Source organism: Leucobacter sp. HNU (genome assembly GCF_047946755.1).
Taxonomy (GTDB): Bacteria; Actinomycetota; Actinomycetes; order Actinomycetales; family Microbacteriaceae; genus Leucobacter.
In genome coordinates, this window is record NZ_CP178837.1 from 369,106 (window position 1) to 384,668 (window position 15,563).

Genomic DNA, 15,563 nt, shown 5'->3' on the forward strand with positions numbered 1-15,563 from the left:
TCCAGAGCGGGGTCCGGCAGGCGCTGCGCGCGGGGAGCCCGGACACCGTGGCGGGGGAGATGGCGCGGTTCAGCGAGCTCTACGGCACGAGCATCGCGGTCTTCGACCGATCGGGCGCTCTGTGGGCCTCGGGCGGGGGCGCTTCGACGCCCTCGACGGCGAGGCGCAGGGGCAGGTCGCGCTCGCGCTCTCGGGTCGGCGGAGCGATCCGGAGCCGCCGGTCCTGCCCTGGTCGATGGGCGAGATGGTCGCCGTGGAGCCCGTGTTCGACGACGGAACGGTGCTCGGAGCGATCTACATCTCGGCGAGCGCCGACCGGGTCCGGGCCGAGATCCTCACGCACTGGGGCCTGCTCGCCGCCGCGTGCACGGCCACGATCCTGCTCCTGCTGTTCGCGGTGGTCCGCCTCGCGAACTGGGTGCTGCGCCCCATGCTGCGAGTCGACCGGGCGATGGCCGCGGTGGAGCGGGGCGAGCGCGATGCGCGCATCTCCGACGACACCGGGCCGCCGGAGATGCGGAGCATGATCCGGATGTTCAACCAGATGGCCGAGGAGATCGAACGGGTGATGCAGCGTCAGGAGGCGTTCGCCATGAACGCCTCGCACGAATTGCGCAACCCGCTCGGGGCCCTGCTCATGCGGGTGGAGTACCTGGCCACCGGGCTCGACGGATCCTGGGACGAGGACGTCGAGAAGACCCGGGCCGAGGGGCGCAGGCTCACCCAGATCCTCGATGCGCTCCTCGGCATGGCCCGGTCCGGCAGACAGGATTCCGCCTTCGTCGCGGTCGACCTCGTCGAGCTCTCGGCGCGCCGGATCGCCGCGTGGGATCCGATCTCGGCCGACCGCGGAGTCCGCGTGGAGCTGCTCGGCGCGCCGGAGGTGCTGAGCCTCACCGATCGCACCTCGGTCGAGAGCGCGTTCGACGCGGTGCTGGACAACGCGCTCAAGTTCGCTCCGGCGGGTTCGGCCGTCGAGGTGTCGGTCGATCGTGATGCCGAGGGCTGCTGGATCGCGATCCGGGACCACGGGCCGGGACTCGAACCCGACGAACTGGAGCTGGTGACCAGTCGGTTCTGGCGCAGCCCGCGCGACCAGAACGTGCCCGGTTCGGGGCTCGGCCTGGCCATCGCGTCCGATCTGCTGGGCGACCTGCGAGGCGGGGTCCAGGTGCAGGCTCCCGAGGGCGGCGGGTTGCGCGTCGTGCTGCGACTGCCGGGGGAGGGGCGCTGATGCGGGGGAGCTCGCCGCGTTCCCGGATCCTGCGGCTGCTGCTGGCGGCGTTCGTGGTGCTGCTCGGCGCGAACGGATGCGCCGACCCCGGCTACGACCGCACGCAGCAGTACTTCGTCGCGGGCGGCGGGATCGCCGGCATCTACTTCAACTACGGGGACCAGTACGCGAAGGCCCTGCATCGGGAACTGGGGATCAACGTCTCGGTCTCCGAGACGAACGGCTCGGTCGACAACCTGCAACGGGTCGCCTCGGGGCGGGCGCTCCTCGGTTTCGCGCAGGCGGACACCGCCGCGGACGCGATCACCGGCACCGGGAGCTTCGACGCTCCGCTCCCGTTGCGCGCCGTGGCCCGGGTCTACGACGAGTCCGTGCAGGTCGTCGTCCCCGCGGACTCCGATGTCCGCCGCATATCCGACCTCGCGGGACGCCCGGTGTCGCTGGGGTCGCCGACCTCCGGCGTGCAGGTGATCGCGAACCGGGTACTCGCGGCATCCGGCGTGGCTCCCGAGCGGATCGAGAATCCGGCGCTCGGTCTCGACGAATCGATCGCCGCGCTGCATCGCGGCGAGATCGCGGCGTTCTTCTGGGTGGGCGGGTTCCCGACCCCGTCCATCGAGCGGCTGGCACGGTCGGAGCGGATACGGCTGCTGCCCATCGACGCGGCGACGGTGTCCCGGGTCAACGCGCAGCACTCCGGGGTCTACCGGCTCGCCGAACTCCCGATCGGCGGCTACGGCTCGGAAGCGCCGACGACGACCATGACGGTGCCGAACTACCTGGTCGCGGCAGAGGATGCGTCCGATGCGCTGATCCTGGACGCCACCCGGGTGCTGTTCTCGTCGCGCTCGACCATCGCGCGGAAGGTGCCCGCGGCTGAGCTGCTCGACCGGCGCGAGGCGATCTTCACCGCGCCGCTCGACCTCCACCCGGGCGCCGCGGAGTTCTACGTCGACGCGCGGCGCTGACTCCGACCGGACCTCAAGAAGCGCTCAAGCGAAAGCTCAAGATGCGCTCAAGAGCGCTGACTCCGGGCCATCGTCGCGCCTAGCTTGGGGGCCAAGCGGTTCGACGGCGAACGCGCTTGCCGCACTCCGTCTCGGGGCGGCAACGCACCCCGGATCGTTCAGACAGGCAGCGGGCCCGGGACGCGAGGTTCGCGGAGCGGGTCGCGATCCAGAGACGGAGACGAGATGAGTGCGAGCGAACCGCTGGTGGTCGTTGAGAACGTGCAGAAGCACTACGGCGAGTTCCAGGCCCTGACCGATATCGATCTCTCGATCGACGCGGGCGAGGTCGTCGTGATCATCGGCCCGTCGGGCTCCGGCAAGTCGACCCTGTGCCGTTCGATCAACCGGCTCGAGACGATCACGAGCGGATCGATCCGCGTCGACGGCAGGGAGCTGCCGGCCGAGGGGAAGGCGCTCGCGAAGCTGCGGGCCGAGGTCGGCATGGTGTTCCAGTCCTTCAACCTGTTCGCCCACCTCACCATCCTCGAGAACGTGACCCTCGGCCCGATCAAGGTGCACGGAGTGGGCCGCGCCCAGGCCGAGCGCGAGGCCATGGAACTGCTCGCCAGGGTCGGAGTCGACAAGCAGGCCTCCAAGCTCCCGGCGCAGCTCTCCGGCGGACAGCAGCAGCGCGTCGCGATCGCCCGATCGCTCGCCATGCACCCGAAGGTGATGCTGTTCGACGAGCCGACGAGCGCGCTCGACCCCGAGATGATCAACGAGGTGCTCGACGTGATGGTCGGCCTGGCGAAGGAGGGCATGACCATGATCGTGGTGACCCACGAGATGGGCTTCGCGCGCCGCGCGGCCGACCGGGTGGTGTTCATGGCCGACGGGCAGATCGTCGAGCAGGCGACGCCCGAGGAGTTCTTCACGAACCCGCAGAGCACCCGCGCCAAGGACTTCCTCTCGAAGCTCATCACCAACTGACCCGCCCGGGCCGCATCGACTCGGCGCCGCGTCCTCGCGGTACCGGGGCTCCGGCGCACCCGAAACCCCGACCCATCGAAAGGAATCCATCATGCGAACCCAGAAGCTCCTCGCCGCCGGCGCGCTGATCGCCGCCGCGGCGCTGACGCTCACCGGCTGCAACGGCGGCAGCCCCACCGACGCCAAGGGAGGCGGAACCGGGAACGGCAGCTCCGAGTCCGTGATCCCGAAGCCCGCCGAGAACGTGAAGGTCGACGGCAGCCCGACCTTCGAGAAGATCCAGAAGCGCGGCAAGGTCATCATCGGCGTCAAGGAGGATCAGCCGGGCCTCGGGTATCTCGACAACGTGACGAAGGAGCGCAGCGGCTTCGACGTCGACATCGCACGCTGGATCGCCGCCTCGCTCGGCTACGGCGAGGACAAGATCGAGTACAAGGCGATCGCCTCGGCGAACCGCGAGCAGGCGATCGTCAACGGCGACATCGACTACTACGTCGGGACCTACTCGATCAACGACAAGCGCAAGAAGGACATCGACTTCGCCGGGCCCTACTTCGTCACGGGCCAGGGCCTCCTCGTCAAGAAGGGCGGGACCGACTACCAGTCGCTCGAGCAGCTCGACGGCAGGACCGTGTGCTCGGCGACCGGCTCGACGCCGATCCAGAACATCAAGGAGAACTTCCCGAAGATCAAGACGCAGGAGTTCGATCTCTATTCGGCCTGCGTCGAGAGCCTCGTCAACGGCCAGGTCGATGCGGTGACGACGGATCAGGCGATCCTCATCGGCTATGCCGCGCAGGATCCCGACAACCTGATGGTGACGACCGGCCCGCTGCTCACCGAAGAGAAGTACGGAGTCGGACTCGCGAAGGGCGACGACGCGCTCCGCGCGCACATCAACACCCTCTTCACCGACGGCGGCGCGACCTGGAAGAAGATCTTCGACAAGAACCTCGGCAGCTCGGGGATCAAGGTCGATCAGCCCAAGGTAGACGCCTACTAACCGCTGAGGCGCTCGGGGCGGGCACGGTGCCCGCGCCCGCCCCGGGCCGCCCGCACGAGAGGAAGACGGATGGACGTCATCTTCGGGAACCTCGATCTCTGGGGGACCGCAATCACGAACACCCTGCTGGTGTTCTTCGGGGAGGGCTGCTCGCCCTGGTGCTCGGCGTGCTCGTCGGGGCCATGCGGGTCTCGCCCGTGCCCATCGCGCGGGGCGTGGGAACCCTCTACGTGAACCTCATCCGGAACACGCCGTTGACGCTCGTGTTCTTCTTCTTCGTGCTCGGCTACCCGGCCCTCGGCCTGCCGAAGCTGAGCACGCTGCTGCTCGGCATCCTCGCGATCGGCATCTACACGGCGACCTACGTCGCCGAGGTGCTGCGCGCAGGCATCAACACCGTGCCGGTCGGGCAGGCCGAGGCGGCCCGCGCCATCGGCCTGCCGTTCGGGAAGGTCATGACCCTCGTCGTGCTCCCGCAGGCGTTCCGCTCGGTGGTGCCCCCGATGATGAGCGTGTTCATCGCCCTGCTGAAGAACACGACCGTGGCGGCCGGGTTCTCGGTCGCGGAGCTCGCCGCGCTGCGCGCCACCATCAACGATGCGGCCGGCCGCCCCGGCAGCCCGATGGAAGTGCTGCTCTGGGTCGCGTTCGTGTTCGTCGTGCTCGTCATGCTCCTGAGCCTCGTCCAAAACCGTCTCGAGAAGAAGTGGAGGATCGTGCGATGACCTCTGTGCTGTACGACGTCCCCGGCCCCCGGGCGATCGCGCGCAACCGCGTGCTCGCGGTCGTGACCGTGCTGGGAGTGGGGGCGATCATCGCCTTCATCGTGTACCGGTTCGCCCTCTCGGGGCAGTTCTCGGGGACGAAGTGGGGACTCTTCACCTACGCGACGATCTGGGAGCAGATCCTCGCGGCCCTCGGCAAGACCCTCGCGGCCTTCGGGCTGGCGGCGGTGCTGAGCGTCGCCCTCGGATTCCTGCTCGCCATCGGCCGGCTCTCTGACCACCGATGGGTGCGGATCCCCATCACGACCATCACGGAGCTCTTCCGCGCGGTGCCCGTACTGGTCATGATGATGCTGCTCTACTACGGGTTGCCCTCGGTCGGCATCAGCATGGAGCCCTACGCGGCCGTGGTGATCGCGCTGGTGGCCTACAACGGATCGGTGCTCGCCGAGGCGCTCCGCGCGGGGGTCGAATCCCTGCCGCGCGGGCAGAAGGAGGCGGGGTACTCGATCGGCCTGCGTAAGAGCGGGGTGATGCGGTTGATCCTGCTGCCGCAGGCGGTGCGGGCCATGCTGCCCGTGATCGTCTCGCAGCTCGTGGTCACCATGAAGGACACCGCGCTCGGCTTCATCATCACCTACCCCGAGCTGCTCTACCTGGCGAAGCAGTTCAGCAGCAACGTGCAGTTCGGGCGGCCGCTGCTGCAGTCGGCGTTCGTGATCGGCGGCATCTACATCGTGATGTGCCTGATCCTGTCGGCCGTGGCGAAATGGCTCGAGGGGCGGACCCGGCGCAGCCCGAAGCGCCCCGGAGGGCCGGCGGCGACGACCGAGACCATTCCGGTGCAGCCCGACGACCCGCGCCTGCATCGCGACGGCACGGTCACCGAGGTGATCGCCGTGCAGGGCGAGCAATCGTGACCCGAGGCGTGGGCGGCGCGCAGCGCCGTCCACGCGGGTGATGCCGGTGGACGGGCTGCTTCCCGCCGACGCCGATGCCGGCGTGCTCGCGCTGCTGCTCGTCGCGGCGTTCGCCGCGGGGTGGATCGACGCCGTGGTAGGCGGCGGCGGACTGCTGCAATTGCCGGCGCTGCTGCTCGTTCCGGGGATCACTCCCGTGCAGGCCCTCGCGACCAACAAGCTCGCCTCGGTGTTCGGCACCGCGACGAGCAGCATCGCGTACGCGCGGCGCGTGCGCCCGAACCCCCGGACCGTGCTCCCCATGGCCGGGGTCGCGCTGGTCGGCGCGTTCGGCGGAGCCTCCTCGCGGCGTTCCTGCCCACGCAGGTCTTCAAGCCGATCATCCTCCTGGCGCTGCTCGTCGTGGGGCTCGTCACCCTGTTGAAGCCGTCGCTGGGCGAGGTCTCGCGACTGCGCCACCGCGGCGCCGCGCACCTCGCCGTCTCCGGCGCCATCGGGGTCTCGATCGGTTTCTACGACGGGCTGCTCGGCCCGGGCACGGGGACGTTCCTGGTGATCTCCCTCGTCGGGGTGCTCGGCTACGATTTCCTTCGCGCCACGGCGACTGCGAAGGTGGTCAACTTCGCGACGAACCTCGGCGCGCTGCTCTTCTTCATCCCGCTCGGCGCCGTGCTCTGGCCGTTGGGGCTCGCGATGGGGATCGCCAACGTCGGCGGGAGCCTGCTCGGGTCGCGGATGGCCATCGCGCGCGGTTCACGGTTCGTGCGGGTGCTGTTCCTCGCCGTCGTGGGAGTGCTGACGATCAAGCTCGGCGTCGACCTCTGGGCCGAGGGGCTCGGCGGCGACGGGTGATGCGCGGCGAACGCAGGAGGGGCCGGGATCGATGCGATCCCGGCCCCTCCTGGGACGTGCGTCGTCTCAGCCCGCGTAGGTGTCGACGGCGAGGACCTTGACCTCGATCTGCTTGCCGTTGGGTGCGGCGTAGCTCGTCGTGTCGCCGACCTTGAGGCCGAGGATCGCCGCGCCCAGGGGGCTCTCGGCGCTGTAGACGTCGAGGTCGGAGCCGTCGGCGAGCTCGCGGTTGCCGAGCAGGAAGCGCTCTTCGTCGCCCCAGATCTCGGCGGTGATGATGGTGCCGATCTCGACGACGCCGCTGGCCTGCGGGGCCTCGCCGACGACGGCGTGCTTCAGCAGCTCCTCGAGGTCGCGGATGCGCGCCTCCATCTTGCCCTGTTCGTCCTTGGCGGCGTGGTAGCCGCCGTTCTCCTTGAGATCGCCCTCTTCGCGAGCCGCCTCGATGCGGGCTGCGATCTCCTTCCGGCGGGGGCCGGTCAGTTCGTCGAGTTCGCCCTTGAGACGGTCGAACGCCTCCTGGGTCAGCCAGGTCTGCGTGGTCGCTGCGGCCATGCGTGATCCTCTTCTCTGGATGCGCGGGCCGGACTCGGCCCGCGAGTGCGCGGAACTCCCGCGCGGGTTCTGAGCAGCCTAGCAGTCGGGTCCGACAGCGCCGCGGAGCCGCACGGAGGGGCGCCACGCCGGCGCGATCAGGCCGCCTGGAGGACCCAGCACTCCTTCACCTGGCCGGCCGTCGCCGCATAGGTGGTGGCGAGCTCCTCGCTGAACCGGCGGGTGCGCTCCTGGGATTCGGGCAGCTCGACGACCTTCCAGCCCACGGTCGCGAACGACGGCGAGAGCGCCTCGACCGCGCAGGCGACCCGGGTGCCGGGGGTGCGGTGACCTCGAAGCGGACGGTGACGGTGCTGCCGCCCTTGTGCGGTGCGCCGATGTTGCGGTACTCGACCTGCGAACCGGACTGCCAGCCGCTGAAGAGGAGCACGCACAGGCCGGCGAGCAGCAGCACACCGGCGATGATCCAGGCGAAACGGCGGTCGAACCGGCGCTGGGTGCCGCGACCGTAGCGATCTTCGAGCGTCTGCGCGCTCGCTGCCGCCTCGGACACGGATCCTCCTCATCTCGGGCAACTAGACTGTGTGCCCGATGCAAGCGTACCGGGGCTCCCTCGGGCGCAGATGCGAAAGGACGCCATGACGCTCAGGTTGATCGCGGTACACGCGCATCCCGACGACGAATCGAGCAAGGGCGCTGCGACGTACGCGCACTACCTCGACCGCGGCGTCGAGGTGCTGATCGTCAGCTGCACGGGCGGCGAGCGCGGCGACGTGCTCAACGAGCTGGTGCAGCGCGACCCCAAGAGCCGACGCGATCTCGCCGGGCTGCGCCGCGACGAGATGGCGCGTGCGCAGGGGATCATCGGCTTCGAGCACCGCTGGCTCGGCTACCAGGATTCCGGCCTTCCCGACGAGGGCGATCCGATCCCGGCGGGATCCTTCGCCGATATCCCGGTCGAGGTCTCGGCCGAGGCCCTCGTCCGGGTGGTGCGCGAGTTCCGCCCCCACGTCATGATCACCTACAACGAGCAGGGCGGCTACCCGCATCCGGATCACATCCGCTGCCACGAGATCAGCAAGCGCGCGTGGGAGCTCTCGGGCGACGCCGAGTCCTACCCCGAGGCCGGGGCGCCCTGGGCGATCCGCAAGCTCTACTACGAGGAGATCTTCAACGCCGACCGCGTGCGCGCGGTCTACGAGCGGCTGCTCGAGCGAGAGCCCGGGTCCGAGCTGGCGGCCCAGTTCGCCGAGATGACCGAGTGGATGGCGAAGCGCCCCTACAACGGCACGGCCAAGGTCGACGTCGGCGCCTTCTTCGAGCAGCGCGACGAGGCGCTGCGCGCGCACGCCAGCCAGGTCCCGCCCGACAGTCCGTTCTTCTTCTGGCCGAACGAGCTGCAGCGCGAGGCCTGGCCGTACGAGGACTACCGTCTCGCCGCATCGCGCGTCGCGACGAGCGAGTTCGAGGCCGATCTGTTCCAGGGCGTCGAAGAGGAGACCGCATGACCACGCTCGCCACCGTTCTCTCGGGAGCGATCATCCTTGCCGAGAAGGAGAAGGAGTTCGACCCGAACACCGCGTCTCCCGGCGTCCTCGGATTCATCGCGGTAGCCGTGCTCGCGGTCGCCGTCATCCTGCTGCTGCTCGATCTCAATCGCCGGTTGCGCCGGAGCCGCATCCGCGGCGAGGTGCAGGCGCAGCTGGCCGCGGAGGCGGCCGAGGCGGAGGCTGCTGCGCAGGAGGCGAAGAACGGTCCGAGCGCCGCGAGCGAGGCCGCCGACGCGGGTGACGGAACCGGGTCCGCCGGGTCCGGGTCGCAGGATCCCGAGCCCCGGAGCTGAACCGGGTGACGCAGCGCGATCCGCGGACCGTCCTCTCCGAGGTCTTCGGCTACGAGGCGTTCCGGGGCGACCAGGAGGAGATCATCCGCCACGTCGCCGCGGGCGGCGACGCCGTCGTGCTCATGCCGACGGGCGGCGGAAAATCGCTCTGCTACCAGATCCCCGCGATCTGCCGCGACGGCACCGGCATCGTGCTGTCTCCGCTCGTGGCGCTCATGCACGACCAGGTGGCGGCGCTGCGGCTCGCCGGCGTGCGAGCGGGGGCGCTCAACTCGGCGATGGAACCCGAGGAGCGGCGCGAGGTCGAGCGCGCGTACCGCGACGGGGAGCTCGAACTGCTCTACCTGGCGCCCGAGCGCCTGAGCGCTCCCGGCACCGTCGAGCTGCTGCAGCAGGGCCGTATCGCGCTCTTCGCCATCGACGAGGCCCACTGCGTCTCGCAGTGGGGGCACGATTTCCGCCCCGACTACCTGCGGCTCGGAGCGCTCGCGGAACTGTGGCCCGAGGTGCCCCGTATCGCGCTGACCGCGACCGCGACTCCGGCCACGCACCGCGAGCTGACCGAGCGGCTGCACCTGGACCGCGCGCGGCACTTCGTGTCGAGCTTCGACCGGCCGAACATCCGCTACCGGATCGAGCCGAAGGCGCAGGTGCGGCAGCAGCTCGTCCGCTTCATCCGCGAGGAGCACGCGGACGAAGCGGGCATCGTCTACGCGCTCAGCCGCAAACGGGTCGAGCAGACCGCCGCCCAGCTGCGCGAGGCCGGGATCGACGCCGTGCCGTACCACGCGGGCCTGCCCGCAGAGGAGCGTTTCGCGGCGCAGACCCGGTTCCTGCGCGAGGACGGCGTCGTCGTGGTCGCGACGATCGCCTTCGGCATGGGGATCGACAAGCCCGACGTGCGCTTCGTCGCCCACATCGATCTGCCGAAGTCGGTCGAGGGCTACTACCAGGAGACCGGTCGCGCGGGTCGCGACGGGCTCCCGTCGGAGGCCTGGATGGCCTATGGTCTCGCCGATGTCGTGCAGCAGCGGCAGTTCATCGAGTCCTCGGACGGCGATGCGGCCGCGCAGCGCAATCAGATCGAGCACCTGAACCACATGCTCGCACTGTGCGAGACGACCTCCTGCCGCCGCGTCTACCTGCTCCGCTACTTCGGCGAGGAGACCGGGCAGCCGTGCGGCAACTGCGACGTCTGCCTCGACCCGCCGAAGCTGTGGGACGCGACGATCCCGGCGCAGAAGCTGCTGTCGACCATCGTGCGCATCTCGAAGGAACGCGGCCGCACCTACGCGGCGGGGCAGCACATCGACGTGCTCCGCGGCGTCGGCTCGGAGCGGGCGACGCAGATGCGCCTCGACGAGCTCTCGACCTGGGGCATCGGGCAGGACCCCACGGTCGCTCAGTGGCGCGGCGTCGTGCGGCACCTCATCGCGACGGGGCTCATCGAGAGCCGCGGGGAATGGGGCGTGCTCGTGCCCACCGAGGCCAGCCGCGCCGTGCTCTACGGCGGCGAGAGGGTCGAGATGCGCGAGGAGGTGCTCGCGCAGAAGCGCGGCGGCTCCGGCGGGGCGAAGGCGAAGGCGGCCCAGGATCTGGAACCCGCGCAGCTCGAACGCTTCGAGCGCCTGCGCGCGTGGCGCAGCGCGGAGGCCAAGGAGCAGGGCGTGCCGGGATACATCGTCTTCGGCGATGCGACCCTGCGCGCACTCGCGGTGCACGTCCCGGGCAGCCGCGATGCGCTGCTGGGCATCACCGGGATCGGGCAGGCGAAGCTCGACCGCTACGGCGATGCGGTGCTCGAGGTGCTGTCGGAGGCGTGAGCCCCGTCAGGCCCGAGCCGCGGCCGCGTCCTCGTCGACGGCGTTGAACGCGAGCCACTCGTCCCACGTGGCCCCGGTGCCGCTGACGAGCTCGGGGTGCGCGATGGCGCCCGCCAGGCCGAGCAGGTAGTAGTCGACGTGCCGCAGGTGGATCTCGGTCGTGCGCTCGCGAGTGGCCGGCAGGTTGGGCCGCAGGTGGGTGACGGCGAGCATCAGATCCGCCGCCGTGTATCCCTGCGGGACGGAGCCCGCGGCGAGATCGCGCGCGATGAGGGCGTCGAGCGCGGTGCGGAGCTCCTCGGCGAGCCCGTCGATCTCGGGGGAGGTGCGCACGTGCCGGCCGAAGGTGATCATGAGCGGCGTCGCGGCCTCGCGGATGTGGCGGCGGAGGAACCGCGCGACGCTGGATCCGGGGCCGTCGAGGCTTTCCGACGCGATGCGGATCACATCGCCGAGCGCCATGATCCGCAGCTGGAGCACGAGCTCCTCCTTGCTGGGGTAGCGGCGGTAGATGCTCGCGATGCCGATGCCCGCGTGCTCGGCGATGGCCGACATCGGCGCCTGCCAGCCGCGCTGCACGAACACCTCGCGCGCCGCCTGCAGCAGGATGCGGTCGTTGTCGCGCGCCTCCCGTTCGCGGCCGCGCAGGCGCTCCTCACCGGTCATGGGTTCCATCGTAGCGAGGGGGCTGTTAGCATCTTGAACGGAACGAAGCATTCCGTTCCGAACGACCGCAGCGCGCCCGACCGCCGCCGACCCGAGGAGATCCGTGACCGCACCGACCCAGGCCTCCGAACCCGACACCGCAGCCACCCCCGTCGTGCGGGCCCCCGTTCCGCAGGCGCCGCCGGGCTTCACGGTGGCGCTCGCGTCAGCGGTCCTCGCCTTCTCGATGATGCAGACCCTGCTCGTGCCCGCACTGCCCGTGCTCTCCACCGAGCTCGGGCTCGACAGCGCGACCGCGGGCTGGATCCTCACCGCGTACCTGCTCAGCGGTGCGGTCGCGGCCCCCGTGATCGGCGCACTGGGCGACCGGCACGGGCACCGCCGGGTGCTCGTGCTCGCCATGCTGGTCTTCGTCGCCGGTGGCGCGGTCGCGGGGCTCTCCGGTGCCCTTCCCGTGATGCTCGCAGGCCGCGTGCTCCAGGGAGCCGCCACCGCTTCGTTCCCGCTCGCCGTCGCGATCGTGCGCGATCGGCTCGTCGGGCGACGGCGGGCCGTCGCCATCGGCTGGCTCTCGGGCACCATGGGGCTCGGCGCGGGGCTCGCGCTCGTCGTGGGCGGCGCCGTCACCGACCTGCTGAGCTGGCCGTGGCTGTTCGCCATCGGCGGCGGGCTCGGGCTCCTGTCCGTGCTGCTCATCGCCTGGCGCGTGCCCGCGGGGAGCGCGGCAGCGCCGCGCCGCAGGACTGGGCCGGAGTCGGCCTCCTGATCCTCACCCTGCTGCCGCTCCTGCTCGTGATCTCGCAGGGCGCTCGCTGGGGCTGGCTCTCGCCCGCGGTGCTCGGCCTCGGAGCGCTCGCGGTGCTCGGCCTCGTCGGTCTCGCGGTCGTCGAGCGCCGCATCGCGCGGCCGCTCATCGATCCCGTGCTCGTGACGAATCGGGCGCTCGCGGCGACGAACGCCCTCACGCTCTTCCTCGGTTTCGTGCCCTACGCGTTCTACGTCGGGCTGCCGCTGCTGCTGCAGGCGCCCGGTCCCGGCACCGGCGCGATCGGTCAGGGGCTCGGGGTCACCGCGACCGGTGCGGCGCTGCTCCCGGGCGCGGTGCTGGTGTTCCTCGGCGGACGCTTCACACCGTGGTTGCTCGGTCGTCTGAGCGGCCGCGCCGTCGCCGCGATCGCGCTCGCCGCGATGTGCGTCGGCGGCCTCGGGATCGCGCTGCGGCCGGCATCCCTGCTCGCGGTGATCCTGTTCTTCAGCCTCGTGGGCCTCGGCAACGGCATCGGCTTCGCCGTGATCGCCGAGCTCATCGCCGGGCACGTGGAGCGTTCCGGACTGGGGGCGGCGCTCGGAGTGAACGGCGTGCTCCGCACCGTCGGCTCGGCCTTCGGCACCCCGGTCGCGACCCTGATCCTCACCTCGGTGGGGGTCGCCGCGTCGGGCGCTCCGGGGGCAGGCGGATTCCGGGCGCTGTTCCTGCTCGCAGCCGCGGTCTCCGCGCTGGGCGCCATGCTCGCGTTCGCGATCCCGGCCCGGCGCCGCTCCTAGCGCAGGTAGACCGGGTCGAGCGAGACGAGCAGCGCCGCGACCCAGTGGCAGAGGAACGCGAGGACCGTGAGCGTGTGGAAGATCTCGTGGAACCCGAAGACGCCGGGCACCGGGTTCGGCCGTTTGAGGCCGTAGACGACCGAGCCCCCGGTGTAGAGCAGGCCGCCGGCGACCACGAGGATCATGGTCGCCGGATTCGCCTGCCAGATGTCGGGCAGGTAGATCACGGCGGCCCAGCCGAGCAGCACGTAGAGCGGCACGTACAGCCAGCGCGGGGCCGAGATCCAGAAGACCCGGAAGCCGATGCCGAGCAGTGCGCCGGCCCAGACCAGGACGAGCAGCAGGATGCCCCGGTCGAGCGGCATGGCCAGCAGCGCGAGGGAGTGTACGTGCCCGCGATGAGCAGGAAGATGTTCGCGTGGTCGAGCCGGCGGAAGACCTGCTTGGTCGTCGGCTTCCAGTTGAAGCGATGGTAGAGCGCCGAGATGCCGAACAGCAGTGCGCTCGTGAGCAGGTAGACCGCCCCCGCCCACTTCGCGACCGCGCCGTGCGCCAGGCAGATCAGCACGATGCCGGCCGCGATGGCGATGGGGAAGGTGCCGGCGTGGATCCAGCCGCGCCACTTCGGCTTCGGCTCCGTCGGCTGCGGATGCTCCAGGGCGTCCTCGAGCAGGGGCAGCGAGAGCCGATCGGGATCGGGCAGACGACGCTCGCGACCGGACGAGGAACTGGCTCGCTGGCTCATGCTTCCGAGTGTACGGAGCCGACAGCACCGAAGCTGCATATATGTCGACCTCCTGCAAACGCGCTGCGCGGATAGAATCGACGAGTGACGCCCGAACGAACCGCTCCGCGACCCGGGCCCCTCTATCGGCTCTACCAGCGGCGCCTGCGCCGCGAGATCGATCGCGAGCGCTCGCCCCACCACATCGCGGTGATCGTCGACGGCAATCGGCGCTGGGCCAAGCAGCGGTTGCAGGAGCGGGTGGCCTTCGGGCACCGGGCCGGTGCGCGGAAGATCCCCGAGTTCCTCGGGTGGTGCGAGCACGCGGGGATCCGGGTGGTCACCCTCTACCTGCTCTCGAGCGACAACCTCAAAGGACGGCACGAGCAGGAGCTCACCGACCTGTTCGGGATCATCGGCGATCTCGCGCGGCACCTCGGGTCCCACGGTGATTGGCGCGTGAAGCACGTGGGCAGCTGCGACGGGCTTCCGGCCGAGCTTGCCGAGGCCCTGCACGACGCCGAGGAGCGGACGAAGCACCACACCGGCCTGCACGTGAACCTGGCCGTCGGCTACGGCGGACGCAGCGAGATCACCGCGGCCATGCGCAGCGTGATCGAGGAGCACCAGGCGGCCGGCGGAACGCTCGAGACCCTGGCCGAGCGGCTCACCCCCGAGACCATCGGGGAGCACCTCTGGACCCGAGGCCAGGCCGACCCCGACCTCGTGATCCGGACCTCGGGGGAGCAGCGCCTCAGCGACTTCATGATCTGGCAGTCGGCGCACTCCGAGTTCTACTTCGTCGAGGCGCTCTACCCCGACCTGCGCGAAGTCGACCTGCTGCGCGCGCTGCGCGACTACTCGAGCCGGCAGCGCCGGCTCGGCAAGTAGCGGGGCCGAGCCGCGTGCGGTGCTCGGGCGGACGTCGGCGGTCGCCGATACGATTGCGGGCATGAACGAGACGCATCACGCCGCACGCCTGCCGTCGCTCCAGGGCCGCCGGGTGCTCGTCACCGGTGCCACGGGCGGCGTCGGCGGCGGAATCGCGCGCAGCTTCGCGGAGGCCGGTGCGGCGGTTGCGGTGCACTATCGCTCCAACGCCGACGCCGCGGCGCGCCTGGTCGCCGAGATCGAATCGATCGGAGGTCGCGCGGTCGCCGTCGGCGCCGACCTGTCGCAGCCCGGCGCACCGCAGGACCTGGTGGCGCGCAGCGCCGTGGAGCTCGGCGGACTCGACGCGCTGGTCAACAACGCGGGGATCCAGCCGGTGGAACCCCTCTCCGAGCTCGGCCGCGAATCCTGGGACGCGATGTTCGCCACCAACGTCGGCGTCGTGTTCTCCCTGAGCCAGGCGGCGGCGCAGGTGTTCGAAGCCGGCGGCTCGATCACGCACATCGCCTCGATCGAGGGGCATCGCCCGGCGGCCGGGCACGCGCACTACGCCAGCGCCAAGGCCGCGCTGCTCATGCACGCGCGCGCCGCGGCGCTCGAGCTCGGGCCCTCGGGGATCCGGGTCAACACGGTGTCGCCGGGCCTCGTCGAGGTGCCGGGACTCGCCGAGAACTGGCCGGAGGGCGTGGCCAGCTGGCTGGCGCACGCTCCGCTCGGCCGCATGGCCGCTCCCCGCGACATCGGCGACGCCTGCGTGCTGCTCGCCTCCGACGCCGCCGCATTCATCACCGGGCAGGACCTGGCGGTCGACGGCGGCATGCTCGCCACCCCCGGCTGGTAGC

The 15,563-nt window shown here is 70.7% G+C and carries 15 protein-coding genes and 3 pseudogenes; 14 read left to right on the forward strand and 4 right to left on the reverse strand.

Annotation, left to right across the window (positions count from 1 at the left end; genetic code table 11):
* The first annotated feature begins 121 nt into the window (after positions 1-121).
* The 7 genes and pseudogenes from AB3K78_RS01790 to AB3K78_RS01820 all read left to right on the forward strand — a co-directional run bounded on the left by AB3K78_RS01790 (position 122) and on the right by AB3K78_RS01820 (position 6,674).
* A complete protein-coding gene (locus AB3K78_RS01790) occupies positions 122-1,234 on the forward strand; it encodes a sensor histidine kinase (RefSeq protein ID WP_416445650.1) in 1,113 nt (370 codons plus the stop codon).
* Positions 1,234-2,202 carry a TAXI family TRAP transporter solute-binding subunit gene (locus tag AB3K78_RS01795; RefSeq protein WP_416445652.1) on the forward strand — a complete coding sequence of 323 codons (969 nt, stop codon included), beginning with the start codon at positions 1,234-1,236 and terminating at the stop codon, positions 2,200-2,202. The genes AB3K78_RS01790 and AB3K78_RS01795 overlap by 1 nt, the downstream gene beginning before the upstream one ends.
* 225 nt (positions 2,203-2,427) lie before the next feature.
* On the forward strand, positions 2,428-3,174 hold the full coding sequence (locus tag AB3K78_RS01800) for an amino acid ABC transporter ATP-binding protein (RefSeq protein WP_416445654.1): 747 nt from the start codon (positions 2,428-2,430) through the stop codon (positions 3,172-3,174).
* 91 nt (positions 3,175-3,265) lie between these two features.
* Positions 3,266-4,177, forward strand: coding sequence for a glutamate ABC transporter substrate-binding protein (locus tag AB3K78_RS01805; protein ID WP_416445656.1), 912 nt, complete (start codon positions 3,266-3,268; stop codon positions 4,175-4,177).
* A 69-nt stretch (positions 4,178-4,246) separates the two neighbouring features.
* Positions 4,247-4,902, forward strand: a pseudogene (locus AB3K78_RS01810) (amino acid ABC transporter permease).
* Positions 4,899-5,822 carry an amino acid ABC transporter permease gene (locus AB3K78_RS01815; protein ID WP_416445658.1) on the forward strand — a complete coding sequence of 308 codons (924 nt, stop codon included), beginning with the start codon at positions 4,899-4,901 and terminating at the stop codon, positions 5,820-5,822. The pseudogene AB3K78_RS01810 and the gene AB3K78_RS01815 overlap by 4 nt, the downstream one beginning before the upstream one ends.
* Before the next feature lie 40 nt (positions 5,823-5,862).
* Positions 5,863-6,674: pseudogene (locus tag AB3K78_RS01820) on the forward strand (sulfite exporter TauE/SafE family protein).
* A 66-nt stretch (positions 6,675-6,740) separates the two neighbouring features.
* On the opposite strand, the gene greA reads toward AB3K78_RS01820, so the two are convergent.
* Positions 6,741-7,229 carry a transcription elongation factor GreA gene (gene greA, locus AB3K78_RS01825; RefSeq protein ID WP_416445660.1) on the reverse strand — a complete coding sequence of 163 codons (489 nt, stop codon included), beginning with the start codon at positions 7,227-7,229 and terminating at the stop codon, positions 6,741-6,743.
* Positions 7,230-7,366: 137 nt separating this feature from the next.
* Entirely contained in the window at positions 7,367-7,795 is a 429-nt protein-coding gene (locus AB3K78_RS01830) for a DUF4307 domain-containing protein (protein WP_416445662.1), read from the reverse strand.
* Between the two features lie 72 nt (positions 7,796-7,867).
* On the opposite strand from AB3K78_RS01830, the gene mca reads away from it, so the two are divergent.
* Genes mca through recQ form a run of 3 tightly spaced genes read left to right on the forward strand, consistent with a single transcriptional unit; the run spans position 7,868 to position 10,895 of the window.
* Complete coding sequence (gene mca, locus AB3K78_RS01835; protein WP_416445664.1) at positions 7,868-8,737, forward strand: mycothiol conjugate amidase Mca; 870 nt, start codon at positions 7,868-7,870, stop codon at positions 8,735-8,737.
* Positions 8,734-9,072 carry a hypothetical protein gene (locus AB3K78_RS01840; protein WP_416445666.1) on the forward strand — a complete coding sequence of 113 codons (339 nt, stop codon included), beginning with the start codon at positions 8,734-8,736 and terminating at the stop codon, positions 9,070-9,072. Before mca ends, AB3K78_RS01840 begins: the two co-directional genes overlap by 4 nt.
* A 5-nt stretch (positions 9,073-9,077) precedes the next feature.
* Complete coding sequence (gene recQ / locus AB3K78_RS01845) at positions 9,078-10,895, forward strand: DNA helicase RecQ (RefSeq protein WP_416445668.1); 1,818 nt, start codon at positions 9,078-9,080, stop codon at positions 10,893-10,895.
* Positions 10,896-10,901: 6 nt separating this feature from the next.
* On the opposite strand, the gene AB3K78_RS01850 is transcribed toward recQ, so the two are convergent.
* Positions 10,902-11,561: a TetR/AcrR family transcriptional regulator gene (locus AB3K78_RS01850; RefSeq protein WP_416445670.1), complete on the reverse strand. Its 660-nt coding sequence runs from the start codon at positions 11,559-11,561 to the stop codon at positions 10,902-10,904.
* A gap of 103 nt (positions 11,562-11,664) precedes the next feature.
* On the opposite strand from AB3K78_RS01850, the gene AB3K78_RS01855 reads away from it, so the two are divergent.
* Positions 11,665-12,327 (forward strand): MFS transporter, encoded by a 663-nt coding sequence (locus AB3K78_RS01855; RefSeq protein WP_416445672.1) that lies wholly within the window; start codon positions 11,665-11,667, stop codon positions 12,325-12,327.
* Between the two features lie 26 nt (positions 12,328-12,353).
* Positions 12,354-13,106: a hypothetical protein gene (locus AB3K78_RS01860; RefSeq protein WP_416445674.1), complete on the forward strand. Its 753-nt coding sequence runs from the start codon at positions 12,354-12,356 to the stop codon at positions 13,104-13,106.
* Here AB3K78_RS01860 and trhA read toward each other — a convergent pair.
* Positions 13,103-13,851 (reverse strand): annotated as a pseudogene (gene trhA, locus AB3K78_RS01865) (PAQR family membrane homeostasis protein TrhA). The gene AB3K78_RS01860 and the pseudogene trhA overlap by 4 nt on opposite strands.
* 84 nt (positions 13,852-13,935) lie before the next feature.
* Between trhA and AB3K78_RS01870 the strand changes: the two are divergent.
* Both AB3K78_RS01870 and AB3K78_RS01875 read left to right on the forward strand, forming a co-directional pair.
* Positions 13,936-14,721, forward strand: coding sequence for an isoprenyl transferase (locus tag AB3K78_RS01870; protein ID WP_416445676.1), 786 nt, complete (start codon positions 13,936-13,938; stop codon positions 14,719-14,721).
* 61 nt (positions 14,722-14,782) lie between these two features.
* Positions 14,783-15,562 (forward strand): SDR family NAD(P)-dependent oxidoreductase, encoded by a 780-nt coding sequence (locus AB3K78_RS01875; protein ID WP_416445678.1) that lies wholly within the window; start codon positions 14,783-14,785, stop codon positions 15,560-15,562.
* The last annotated feature ends 1 nt before the right edge of the window (position 15,563 follow it).

Coding starts and splice junctions, on each gene's coding strand:
- AB3K78_RS01830 (WP_416445662.1), bottom strand. CDS start 7,795: ATGAGGAGGATCCGTGTCCGAGGCGGCAGCGAGCGCGCAGACGCTCGA.
- mca (WP_416445664.1), top strand. CDS start 7,868: ATGACGCTCAGGTTGATCGCGGTACACGCGCATCCCGACGACGAATCG.
- AB3K78_RS01850 (WP_416445670.1), bottom strand. CDS start 11,561: ATGACCGGTGAGGAGCGCCTGCGCGGCCGCGAACGGGAGGCGCGCGAC.
- AB3K78_RS01815 (WP_416445658.1), top strand. CDS start 4,899: ATGACCTCTGTGCTGTACGACGTCCCCGGCCCCCGGGCGATCGCGCGC.
- AB3K78_RS01875 (WP_416445678.1), top strand. CDS start 14,783: ATGAACGAGACGCATCACGCCGCACGCCTGCCGTCGCTCCAGGGCCGC.
- AB3K78_RS01805 (WP_416445656.1), top strand. CDS start 3,266: ATGCGAACCCAGAAGCTCCTCGCCGCCGGCGCGCTGATCGCCGCCGCG.
- AB3K78_RS01795 (WP_416445652.1), top strand. CDS start 1,234: ATGCGGGGGAGCTCGCCGCGTTCCCGGATCCTGCGGCTGCTGCTGGCG.
- AB3K78_RS01840 (WP_416445666.1), top strand. CDS start 8,734: ATGACCACGCTCGCCACCGTTCTCTCGGGAGCGATCATCCTTGCCGAG.
- greA (WP_416445660.1), bottom strand. CDS start 7,229: ATGGCCGCAGCGACCACGCAGACCTGGCTGACCCAGGAGGCGTTCGAC.
- AB3K78_RS01800 (WP_416445654.1), top strand. CDS start 2,428: ATGAGTGCGAGCGAACCGCTGGTGGTCGTTGAGAACGTGCAGAAGCAC.